Genomic DNA, 11,589 nt, shown 5'->3' with positions numbered 1-11,589 from the left:
AATTTTAATGGACACTATCACAAACTTCAGAACCACTAATTTCATATCACTCAAACCGGGATGGAAATAAAAGTTATTAAAATCAATACAATGTGAAAATGCAATGAGCATAAGCGTGTAACGTAGGTTTACTGTCTCGTACAACAAACCCAGCAATAATTCAAGACGTCCTCCACGGGGCGCTTACCTGGAATTCAATCCGTATCACATGGACGCAGACTGGGTGATCACCGGTATTCCCTTCGACATGGCGACCTCGGGGCGTGCCGGCAGCCGGCACGGGCCCGCCGCGATTCGCCAGGTTTCCACCAACCTGGCTTGGGAAGGTTGCCGCTGGCCGTGGGATTTCGACGTGCGTAAGCGCCTGAAGGTGGTGGACTGCGGCGACCTGGTGTATGAATTCGGCGACGCGCAGGATTTTTGCGACAAACTGCAGGACCACGCCGAGCGGCTTCTGGCGGCCGGCAAGCGGATGCTGTCGTTTGGCGGCGATCACTTTGTCACGCTGCCGTTATTGCGCACCTACGCCAAACACTTTGGCAAAATGGCGCTGGTGCATTTCGACGCCCATACCGATACCTACGCCAACGGCAGCAAATTCGATCACGGCACCGTGTTTTATCATGCCCCGAACGAAGGGTTAATCGATCCCGCCCATTCGGTGTAGATAGGTATCCGTACCGAATTCGAGCGCGATAACGGTTTCACCGTGCTCGACGCGGGGCAGGTTAACGACCGTAGCGTTGACGATATTTTGGCGCAGGTGAAGCAGATTGTGGGCGACCTGCCGGTCTATCTCACTTTCGATATCGATTGTCTGGATCCCTCTGCGGCCCCCAGTACCGGTACGCCGGTTATCGGCGGCCTGACCAGCGATCGGGCACTGAAGCTGGTGCGCGGGCTGCAACCCCTTAATATCGTCGGCATGGACATCGTCGAAGTTGCACCGGCCTATGACCAGGCGCAGATCACCGCGCTGGCTGCCGCCACGCTGGCGCTGGAAATGCTTTACATCCAGGGCGCCAAGCGGGACGGGGAAGGCGGTGTGCTGGATGACCACTGGGATAATGCCAGCACGCTCCGAGGGGGCACCAGACGCGGGACGTGCGTGACTTCCGCTTCTGCGCCCACCGTGGCAAACGACTTGGTCTGTCTGCTTTCGTCCGTGCCGCGGGCGGCCGCGCCGTTTGCCCGCGGGTAAGATCTAGTTCAATAACAGCAGGCACGACAGGTCGTCGCCATAATTCAGTTTATCGATGAGCGCATCAAGCTGGGGCCGGAAATGGGTGGAGTGCATCGTCACGGGGGCGTAATGACTAAAGGTTAACTGAACCGCTTCTTCCGATACGGCGCGGCCACGGACCGACTGTACCGATAGCAGGGTTTTCAGGTAGAAAAAATCGATAAAATAGTAATATAAATATCTTAAGCTATGGGTAAGATCCTTTAAGCCGAATGTCGTGTGATGGAACTGATACAAGAAATAGTTCTTAAGGACGTGCGGCGGGGCCAGGCAACTGTCATGAAGCATTTTTCTCCATTCGTCATCCAATATTTGCCAATTCTCGAGCATATTCGCTTGCAACGTTTCGTCTTGCAGACCAAAAAATTGCATGGTATCGCCAATCGAGGAGAGTAAGTGTTGACGCGATCGTCCCGTCGTTGTGAAAAAACGCAGCATCACCAAAAGCAAAGAGAATTTGAAGTGGTGTCTGGTCGGTGTGGTGATAGCTTTTCTTTTTTGATAAATCTGGCCGTCGGTCAACTCCTTGACGAGCGAGGTAAACAGACTTTCCACCCGCGGGTAATTCTCCTCCACCCGATAATTCAGCGATTGTAAGAAGATCATAAACTGTACTAGGCATACAGGTTGTCTTCGATAAAGGGGCTGTGCACCATAATCAGATGACGGCAGAATAACTGAATAATCTGCTGCTCCTGGGTAACGTCTTCTCGCCGAGCGCTGCCGACGGACTCGGTGATTTTAGTGCGTTTTACGCTGGTTTTTTCCTCATATTTTAATGCATCGGGATGAAACAACACCAGGCGTACCGCTTCCGGACACGACAAACTTAATGAATGCTGGCGATAACTGTGGATGGACGCTTCAATGTGCCGATAGGTTTGGCACGTGCGACTCAATGCATTCGGACCCAGCGTCAGGTAGATGTTGCACAGTTTTTTCTGATTGAGAAAAGGGCAATTGCCATCCTCTTTCAGCGCGATATAGGCGTAGCGGTGAGTATCCTGTTCTGAGCTATGAGGAATCAGATATTTTTCGGTAATATTTTTTATTTCGATTTGATGAGCAGCCTTATAGGTCTTGTAGGTTTTTTTATCTATATGAATCACCCACCCGCGGCAGCAGTGGGAGAGGCATTGCTCGCCTCGGCATTTGAAATTTTTATAAAAAACAGGCGTGATCTCACGATGCAGTTTCATGCATTAGACTCTGGCATTAGGGAAAGTAGGGGGCACGTTATCAGCTGAGACCGCCCGGCAATCGCCATAAGACCGCGGCAAAAGCACGCCGTTTTACGACCGCCGGCAGACGCCTCATCCGGCAGCGTTTTGGCCGGGCGTTCAGGCTTACCGGCCCCGGCACCAACAGCACTACAGCATCCCGGCACGGGTACTCCAGCACCTCGGTATCTCGGTGCCCCGCATCTTGGCGCCCCGGCACCCCAGCCCTCGGCACCCCAGTACCTTCGTCTCCCGGTCGTGATGGCTAACGTATCGCMGAGCGGATAACAGGCTGTCGGCCAGTAGACGGTATCGTCGCAATTGTCATGACCCGGGCGCGATAATTTTGGGTCATTAAAAAGATCTGCATCACAAAATTATGCCTGCCGCGAGCAGATTTGATTATTCTAGATGAAGCGATTCAGTCAGCAGCGTGGCGATCGCGGCGGGCGTGACCCCGGCAAGTGATGTTGCGTGCGGTCTCACCCCCCGAGCGGATGGCAAAAGCGGGCACGGGCGTTATTTCGTGATATAGTTGATAACAGAGAATTATTAGTCAGGCTGGCATACTTTGCGCGCCGCCAGCCGGGGTGAGCGGCCGTGGGGCAACGTTTCATCGCCTGATGTGTCATAGATTCAGGCCTGGCCCATAGACGTTGGATGGACGGAGCCGCGAGCGACTACTGGTCCGGTGTGAGGAAGCCTTTCCCCGCCGCTCAGGCAATTTAGCAAGCATCAAACAAGAGGGTTCACCATGGCTGTAATTAAGATGACCGATCTGGATCTGGCTGGTAAACGTGTTTTCATCCGTTCCGATCTGAATGTGCCGGTTAAAGACGGGAAAGTGACTTCCGATGCGCGCATCCGCGCCTCTCTACCCACTATCGAAGCCGCACTGAAACAGTGCGCACGCGTCATGGTGACCTCCCATCTCGGCCGTCCGACCGAAGGGGAATACAACGCCGAGTTTTCTTTGCAGCCGGTGGTGGATTATCTGAAAGACAAATTGTCCTCGCCGGTCCGTCTGGCCAAAGATTACCTCGATGGCGTGGATATCGCCGAAGGGGAACTGGTGGTGCTGGAAAATGTGCGCTTTAACAAGGGCGAAAAGAAAGATGACGAAGCGCTGGCGAAAAAATACGCCGCGCTGGGCGACGTGTTCGTCATGGATGCTTTCGGTACCGCTCATCGCGCCCAGGCTTCCACTCACGGTGTAGGCAAATTTGCCCCCGTCGCGTGCGCCGGTCCGCTGCTGTCTAATGAACTTGAGGCGCTGGGCAAGGCGCTGGATAACCCGGCCCGGCCGATGGTGGCCATTGTTGGCGGCTCAAAAGTCTCCACCAAGCTGACCGTACTGGACTCGTTGTCGAAAATCGCCGATCAGCTTATCGTCGGCGGCGGCATTGCCAATACCTTCGTGGCGGCCCAGGGACATAATGTCGGCAAATCGCTTTACGAGGCCGATCTGATTCCGGAAGCCAAACGTCTGCTGGAAAACAGTGATATTCCCGTGCCGACCGATGTCCGCGTCGCCACCGAGTTTTCCGAAACCGCGACCGCTACCTTGAAATCCGCCAGCGATATTCAGGACAATGAACAGATCCTCGATCTGGGTGACGTCTCCGCCGCCCGTCTGGCGGAAATTCTGAAAAACGCCAAAACCATTCTGTGGAATGGCCCGGTCGGCGTGTTTGAGTTTGCCAATTTCCGTAAAGGCACCGAGGTGGTGGCGCGCGCCATCGCCGACAGCGAGGCGTTCTCTATCGCCGGCGGCGGTAATACGCTGGCGGCTATTGACCTGTTTGGCATTGTCGATCAAATATCCTATATTTCCACTGGTGGCGGCGCTTTCCTTGAATTCGTCGAGGGCAAAAAACTTCCCGCGGTGGTCATGCTGGAAGAACGCGCGAAACAGTAAATATTAAGCGGGCGGACGCTTTCGACGTTCGTCGCCGCCGCGGCTGGTTCACAGGCTCGGGCCGCGGCGATAAGTTACCTTTATTAATGGCCTACAAAACAGGACAAAGTAATATGTCTAAGATTTTCGATTTTGTGAAACCAGGTGTCATCACCGGTGATGACGTTCAGAAAGTGTTCGCTGTCGCGAAAGAAAACAACTTTGCTCTGCCCGCCGTCAACTGTGTAGGCACCGATTCCATTAATGCCGCGCTGGAAGCGGCCGCAAAAGTGCGTGCGCCGATTATCGTGCAGTTCTCCAACGGCTGCGCCGCCTTTATTGCCGGCAAAGGCTTGAAAGCCGAAGGCCAGACCGCTGCGGTGCTGGGCGCGGTGTCCGGCGCGCTGCACGTGCATCATATAGCTGAGCATTACGGTATCCCCGTTATTCTGCATACCGACCATTGCGCCAAGAAGCTGCTGCCGTGGCTTGACGGGCTGCTGGACGCTGGCGAGAAGCATTATGCCTCCACCGGCAAGCCGCTCTTCTCCTCCCACATGATCGACCTGTCTGAAGAGTCGCTGGAAGAGAACATTGAAATCAGCGCGAAATATCTGACGCGTATGGCGAAACTGGATATGACGCTGGAAATCGAGCTGGGCTGCACCGGCGGCGAAGAAGACGGCGTCGACAATAGCCATCTGGATAACTCCGCGCTCTACACCCAGCCGGAAGACGTCGCCTATTCCTATGAAAAACTGCATGCCATCAGCCCGCGTTTCACCATTGCGGCCGCTTTCGGTAATGTTCACGGCGTGTACAAGCCTGGCAACGTGCAGCTGACGCCAAAAATCCTTGATAACTCTCAGAAATACGTTTCAGAAAAATTTGGTCTACCGGCCAAATCTTTGAACCTGGTCTTCCATGGCGGCTCGGGCTCTACACCGGAAGAAATCAAGGAAGCCGTCAGCTACGGCGTGGTCAAGATGAACATTGATACCGATACCCAGTGGGCAACGTGGGAAGGTATTCTGAAATATTATCAGAAAAACGAAGGTTATCTGCAGGCCCAGCTGGGCAACCCCGAAGGCGCCGATAAACCCAACAAGAAGTTCTACGATCCGCGCGTATGGATCCGCGCCGGTCAGGCATCCATGGCAACGCGCCTGGAGCTGGCCTTTAAAGAACTGAACGCCATCGACGTACTCTAATCGTCCGGCGGGGCACCCCCGCGCGCAGCGCGGCGTGCCGCTTGTCTGCTTCCCGCCGTGGCGCGGGTGCGGCGGATATCAACCGTGCAATCCACCGGAAAGTCGTCTCTCCTCTGGATGGCGTGGTTATTTTACGTCCGTGGCTGGGCTTGGCAACACCCCGCTTAAGCGAGCCACGACAGCGCCACTGTGGCGCTTAAGACGATCTCTGGACTGATTAACCTCATGAATCATCTGGTATTTTTTTGCCGACTTGGCTAATTCCGTTGGCGTGATGAGGCGTTGCGGTATAGGCTTAATACTGTCTTGTCATCGGCCCCGGGCCGACGGACCTTTGTTATACACCAGAGCGGGAAACTATATGGAAGATATAGACGTTGTAGATAAAATCAATCATGCCGGTAACTGGCTGGTCAATAATCAAGAATTGCTGATTCATTACGCGGTGAATATCGTTGCCGCCATTATTATCCTATTTATCGGTCTGCTGGTCTCGCGGATTATCTCCCGTACCCTGAATCGGATGATGAAGGCGCGGCACATTGACGCCACGGTGGCCGATTTTGTCTCGGCGATTTTGCGCTACGGTATTGTGATCTTCACCCTTATCGCCGGCCTGAACCGTATAGGCGTGCAGACCACCTCGGTGATTGCCGTCATCGGCGCCGCCGGTTTGGCCATCGGTCTTGCCCTGCAAGGCTCCTTGTCCAACTTTGCAGCAGGGATGCTGTTGGTCACCTTCCGCCATTTCCACGCTGGCGACTATGTGGATTTTGCCGGCACTTCGGGCACGGTGTTGGTGGTGCAGATTTTCTCCACCACGCTGAAAACCTACGATGGCAAGATTGTGGTGGTGCCCAACAGCAAGATCCTGTCCGGCAATATCACCAACTTCTCTCAAGAGCCGAATCGGTTAATCGATACCATCATCAGCGTCAGCTATGATGCTGATATTGATGTCGTGAAGAAGATAATCACCGATATCCTGGTCGCCGATAGCCGGGTGATCCAAGACATGGGGCTGACCGTGCGGTTAAACGCGCTGGGCCCGTCCTCGCTGGATTTCATGGTGCGGACCTGGGTGCCGCGCAGCGATCAGCAAAACGCCACCTTCGACCTGCTAGAGAAAGCCAAGGTGGCGCTGGATGCGCACAATATCGGCATCCCGTATCCGCAGATGGATGTGCATTTGTACCGTACGCCGAAGCCACAGCCTGAGCAGGAGCAGCAAACCGCCAATACCGCGACCTCTTCGGACGTCTCCCGTGCTGCCGAAGAGAGCCAGCAGGTGCAATCGCAGCCGGACGCCGATACCGGTAAGCCGGCCTGAACCGGGTTGACGGTATGATGCGCGCGGTGTAAGCGCCCCGTGGAAGACGTCTTGAATTATTGGTGGGTTTGTTGTACGGCCCGGTAAGAATATGTTCCACTACGATGCCTAGTGAACCCGCATCCTATAAGGGACGGCTGTCAGATCATGGATAATCCGGCGATGATAGTGTCCACTTAAATTTTAATGGACACTATCACAAACTTCAGAACCACTAATTTCATATCACTCAAACCGGGATGGAAATAAAAGTTATTAAAATCAATATAATGAGCATAAGCGTGCAACGTAGGTTTACTGTCTCATACAACAAACCCACCAATAATTCAAGACGTCCTCCACGGGGCACTTACGGAAAAATCGTGATTAAATGCGGTATGGACGACCGCATCAGCCTCTGATGCGGCGCAGCGTAGCAGGTCAAGATCGTCAAGCGTGCCGTGCAGCGCTACGGCACCGCTGGCCGTCAGCGCCGCCGCTTTATCGCTAGAGCACACCAGCCCGGTCACCTGATGCCCTGAATGGATCAATTCTGCCACGATCGCCGAGCCTACCCAGCCGGTGGCGCCTGTCACAAATACTTTCATGGGTTATCTCCCGCTATCTCTGTCGAGCAGGCATTGTAGCCAGCCGCGATATCCTGTTAAAGTAGTCACTTTATACGGGTATAAAGTCACTAATAGGGAGCTTCCATGCGCCCCAGGGCAATGTGCGGCGCCTATCTACGCCAACGGCGCACCAAACTCGATCCCGGCGCCTTCGGTTATGATGGCGGCCGCCGGCGTACCCAAGGGCTGCGACGCGAAGAAGTCGCGCAGCTCGCCCATATCAGCGCAACCTGGTACACCTGGCTGGAGCAGGGGCGCGGCGGAAGACCGTTCGTGGCGGTGCTGGATCGGTTAGCGCAAGCGCTGATGTTGACGGAAGCCGAGCGCGAGCATCTGTTTTTACTCGGCCTCGGCCGTCTGCCCGAGGTGCGCTACAGCGCCTGCGATGCCATCACGCCGCGTTTGCAGCGCGTACTGGATGTCTTTACCGATACCCCGGCCATCGTGCGGACCGCCCCCTGGGACGTTATCGCCTGGAATCGCGCCGCCGCGGTGTTCACCGATTACAGCCAGCTTGCGCCCACCGAGCGCAATATTTTCTGCGTCTGATGTTTTGCGAGCCGCGCATGCGCGCGGTACAGGGGGATTGGCAATCCGTGGCCCGGCTGGTCGTGGCCTCTTTTCGCCGAGACGCGGCCCGAGCCGGCGCGGACGCCGAGGTAGAGCGTCTGGTGGCGGAGCTGAGTCAGGCCAGTCCTGAATTTGCCTCGATGTGGCGCGATGAGGACGTGCGGACGGACGGTAATGGCGTTAAACACTTGCGCCATCCGCAATTGGGGGCCATTACCCTGGAATTTTCGCCCTTTGCCGTGGACGCCAGGCCGGACCTGAGCTTGATTGTCTATATTCCCGTGTCGGAAACCGACCGGCAGCGCATCGCGGCCTTTATCGCCGATGCATCACACACCGCCCTGCCGGCGTAACGGCGGGTAGCGCGAACAGCTCATCCGACGCCCTGCCGACACGACGCCCATGGCAGGCAGGACGCCACCGGCCCTCACGCCGCTGTCGGCCGCATGCCGTCGGGCGTCGCTGGCTGGTGCCAGCCTGTCCCGATCGGGCGGTCGGAAGACGCCGAGTGCGCCAACGCGATGCGCAATTATCCCCCGACACCGCGCGCAGACACTGGCCGACCGCCTGATTCGCCAGCCGCTGTAACGGCACCTAGGACGGTAGGGCGTCCCGCCCGTCCAGCGTCACGCACCGCAAAACAACACGGGGGAATTCGTGCGGCATCGTCGATCGCTCGACGACGGCGCCCACCGCCGTCTGCCCCCGGGTTGGCGAAGAGAAAAACGGTTGATGCTGCGCATGCGGTGCCAGTGGAGAATCAAACGAGGGTCGAGCGAGGGGTGAAGCCTGGATATCGTACGAGGTCATGGCGGCCAATTTTACCAGCCAGTGCAGCGGCATGACCCTTTTCTGCTTTCCTTGTATAGAAGATCTCCCTTTCGTTCACGCGCCATAAAGGCGGCACGGACGCGTGGCGTCGCCTGGCGAGACGACTCACGACAGGTCCAGCCGTCCAGAGCAAGCTGAAGAGGAGAGCACCATACCACCATGCACTGGTAATACCTGTTAGCCTGTCACGGGGACGGGGGGCGTCTAGGATCCTATTTACGCATTATCGGCGCCGTGACGCCTGGCAGGCAGAGCGACCAAGCACGCCGATACACCTTCGCGCCAACGCCGGGCTGGACGGGGCTTTTAGCGTTAGACAGCGTCTGGCTTGTGGTGCGAGCCGGGGTCCAGCGGGAAGTTAGATAAGAGGGTTTAAAATTAATTTGCATGTCAAGTAAAAATATTTTGTCGTATGCCTAAAATAACAAACCCGCCGAAACGGGTTTTTGTATGAAATTGGTTACTGGCCGGCGAGGGAATCAGAGCATTGCGCTGATGACCGCAACCCAGAATGCCATACTAATTCAGTATGATACTTTGCAGCGTCCATTTGTAGAAGTCTTCCATAATTACCTCACACTAGGTTTGCATCTTTAAGAATAATCTTACACCTATTTCACTTCAAAGAATAGGGTCTAGATCCCCATTTGCGTCTTATTTCGATGGTTATTTCTAACATGCATCACATTTTTGGTGTCGAGAACGGCAGATGTCATCTTTTCTTCACCAAAAAAATCTTTATTTTACCGATGCGCACCGTTTTCAATCGTTAAAATAAGACTATAACACCTTGCTATTTCATGATTTTACCTGGCTCATGCTTTTGAGCCTTGATTGCGCTGATGATTTTATTTCTGCCGCAAAAAAGTAAAAAAATGTCACTTGCGCCGGTTTTGCACATTTTTGAGGCATGCCCGGGGCAGATGCACAACGGCATAAGCGGGTGGCGGCAAACGGTAATCCGCTGGGCTAAAGCGACACCGCCTCTTCCCAGCGATGCCAGGACGTCCGTGCCCCGCCTCTCTGCAACGACGATGACGGCCCGCGCAAGCCGCATGGTTACGCGACCACCTGACGGTGTAAAAGCGCATAAAGCGCCTGCTGGCCACAAGGGCGAGCGCGCATCCCGCAGAACAATAAACAGTTGACATTGAACAATTTTACAATAACACTCATTCCTATGTTCCGCTTATGATCGGCGGCACGCCGGGCGACGCCTGCCCGCATCATTTCTGCTTTTCCAGATTGCGTCCGCGCTAACCCACCTGCGCTGATATCATGTGTACGGCGCCAATCTGAGCACGGCAGTCAGACAGTTGTCATCACAGCGATCCAAACCTTAAACGGCACGGCGACTTTAGGGGGAAATGACAATGTGGCACGCCATAAGCACTCTGCTGGCAGAAACCCTGGACGAGCATGAAATTTCGGAACGGTGTGAATTACCCGGCGGCGAACTGCATACCGCCTGGTATCTCCATTACGGCGCTCATCACATTTTTGTCAAAAGCGACGGTCATGAACTGCTGCAGAAGTTTGCCGATGAAGCGGACCAGCCCGCTTTTGGCGCGCAGCAAGACCGTGCGCGTGCCTCAGGTCTACGGCGTCGACAGCGCGCGGGAGAGTAGCTTCCTGCTGTTGGAGTACCTGCCGCCACGCCCTTTTGACGCCCACGGCGCCTGGCGCTTCGGGCAACAGCTGGCCCGTTTGCACCAATGGAGCGAACAGCCGCAATTCGGATTGGATTTTGACAACGATCTTTCCACCCTGCCGCAGCCGAACGCCTGACAGCGCCGCTGGGCGCGCTTTTTCGCCGAGCAGCGCATCGGCTGGCAATTGCAGTTGGCGGCGGAAAAGTGGCTGGTGTTTGGCGATATTGATACGCTTATTGATAGGGTCGAACAGCGGCTGCACGATCACCAGCTGCAACCGTCCCTCCAGCACGGCGACCTTTGGCCGGATAATTGCGCCAACAGCGACCAAGGCGGTTTTCTTTTCGATCCCGCCAGCTACTGGGGCGATCGTGAATGTGATTTGGCCACGTTACCGCTGTTTAGCCAAATGCCGCCGCAAATCTATGACGGCTACCAGAGCGTCTGGCCGCTGGACAAAGATTTCGTGCGCCGCCAGCCGGTCTATCAACTTTATTACCGGTTAAAAGACGCCATTTTATTTGGGGGAGAGCGTGTTCCGGCGGCGGCTGCCGCGCTCGACAGCGTGCTCGCCGCCGGTGCCGGCGATTAGAGCATCCCCAGTAGTTTGAAGGCGAAATACCCCGCCACCACAATAATCACCGGCAGGATATACAGCGGGAAAAATTGCAGCAAAATGGTATGGCGCGGCATGACAATACGCTGTTCCAGCTGGGCGCGGCTAATGCCGCTGTCGCCGCGCGCCTGTTCCAGCACCATTTGATCTTCCACGCCTTCGCGCACGTGCTTCACCTGCCGCGACATACGTGCGCCCGACGCCTGCAGCGCCAGTCCGACGAACACCAAAATATAAATAAGCCAAAACAGCAAATTCGGGCTGGCAAAAAGACGTAAGCGTACGCCCAGCGCCGTATTGACAGTTATTCAGCAGGGATGGTGAGGTTCCACGGCAGGAGCTCTTTGATTTTGTTGATGGGATGATCCGCGATAATCGCCAGCACATGGCGCAGATACGCTTCCGGCTCCA

General features: G+C 55.5%; 7 protein-coding genes and 5 pseudogenes. 6 read left to right on the top strand and 6 right to left on the bottom strand.

Annotated features, from left to right (window positions below):
* Positions 1-187: 187 nt before the first annotated feature.
* Positions 188-1,030: pseudogene (gene speB / locus ACMX3H_RS05710) on the top strand (agmatinase); the annotation flags it as partial.
* A gap of 174 nt (positions 1,031-1,204) precedes the next feature.
* Here speB and ACMX3H_RS05705 read toward each other — a convergent pair.
* Together ACMX3H_RS05705 and fliB are read right to left on the bottom strand one after the other, a co-directional pair.
* Complete coding sequence (locus ACMX3H_RS05705; protein ID WP_415210121.1) at positions 1,205-1,849, bottom strand: hypothetical protein; 645 nt, start codon at positions 1,847-1,849, stop codon at positions 1,205-1,207.
* An 8-nt stretch (positions 1,850-1,857) separates the two neighbouring features.
* Positions 1,858-2,442, bottom strand: a complete 585-nt coding sequence (fliB, locus tag ACMX3H_RS05700) for a flagellin lysine-N-methylase (protein WP_415210120.1) — start codon at positions 2,440-2,442, stop codon at positions 1,858-1,860.
* A gap of 775 nt (positions 2,443-3,217) precedes the next feature.
* On the opposite strand from fliB, the gene pgk reads away from it, so the two are divergent.
* The 3 genes from pgk (at position 3,218) to mscS (ending at position 6,901) form a co-directional block, all read left to right on the top strand.
* A complete protein-coding gene (gene pgk, locus ACMX3H_RS05695) occupies positions 3,218-4,381 on the top strand; it encodes a phosphoglycerate kinase (protein ID WP_415210119.1) in 1,164 nt (387 codons plus the stop codon).
* A gap of 113 nt (positions 4,382-4,494) precedes the next feature.
* A complete protein-coding gene (gene fbaA / locus ACMX3H_RS05690) occupies positions 4,495-5,571 on the top strand; it encodes a class II fructose-bisphosphate aldolase (protein ID WP_415210118.1) in 1,077 nt (358 codons plus the stop codon).
* A gap of 361 nt (positions 5,572-5,932) precedes the next feature.
* A complete protein-coding gene (gene mscS, locus ACMX3H_RS05685; RefSeq protein WP_415210117.1) occupies positions 5,933-6,901 on the top strand; it encodes a small-conductance mechanosensitive channel MscS in 969 nt (322 codons plus the stop codon).
* Positions 6,902-7,320: 419 nt separating this feature from the next.
* On the opposite strand, the pseudogene ACMX3H_RS05680 reads toward mscS, so the two are convergent.
* Positions 7,321-7,488, bottom strand: a pseudogene (locus tag ACMX3H_RS05680) (NAD(P)H-binding protein); the annotation flags it as partial.
* A 105-nt stretch (positions 7,489-7,593) separates the two neighbouring features.
* On the opposite strand from ACMX3H_RS05680, the pseudogene ACMX3H_RS05675 reads away from it, so the two are divergent.
* Positions 7,594-8,432: pseudogene (locus ACMX3H_RS05675) on the top strand (helix-turn-helix transcriptional regulator).
* Between the two features lie 241 nt (positions 8,433-8,673).
* Here ACMX3H_RS05675 and ACMX3H_RS05670 read toward each other — a convergent pair.
* Positions 8,674-8,922 (bottom strand): hypothetical protein, encoded by a 249-nt coding sequence (locus ACMX3H_RS05670; protein WP_415210116.1) that lies wholly within the window; start codon positions 8,920-8,922, stop codon positions 8,674-8,676.
* Between the two features lie 1,361 nt (positions 8,923-10,283).
* Here ACMX3H_RS05670 and ACMX3H_RS05665 point away from each other — a divergent pair.
* A pseudogene (locus ACMX3H_RS05665) lies at positions 10,284-11,154 on the top strand (fructosamine kinase family protein).
* On the opposite strand, the pseudogene ACMX3H_RS05660 reads toward ACMX3H_RS05665, so the two are convergent.
* Both ACMX3H_RS05660 and ACMX3H_RS05655 read right to left on the bottom strand, forming a co-directional pair.
* Positions 11,151-11,444: pseudogene (locus ACMX3H_RS05660) on the bottom strand (YniB family protein); the annotation flags it as partial. The pseudogenes ACMX3H_RS05665 and ACMX3H_RS05660 overlap by 4 nt on opposite strands.
* Positions 11,445-11,482: 38 nt before the next feature.
* Positions 11,483-11,589, bottom strand: a 107-nt coding sequence (locus tag ACMX3H_RS05655; protein ID WP_415210122.1) for a transposase domain-containing protein, incomplete at its 5' end; no start/stop codon positions are given.

It is taken from the genome of Sodalis sp. (in: enterobacteria), from assembly GCF_047607725.1.
GTDB lineage: Bacteria > Pseudomonadota > Gammaproteobacteria > Enterobacterales > Enterobacteriaceae > JBLKSS01.
Note: the sequence above shows the minus strand (reverse complement) of the source record. Positions and strands in the feature narration are given on the sequence as shown.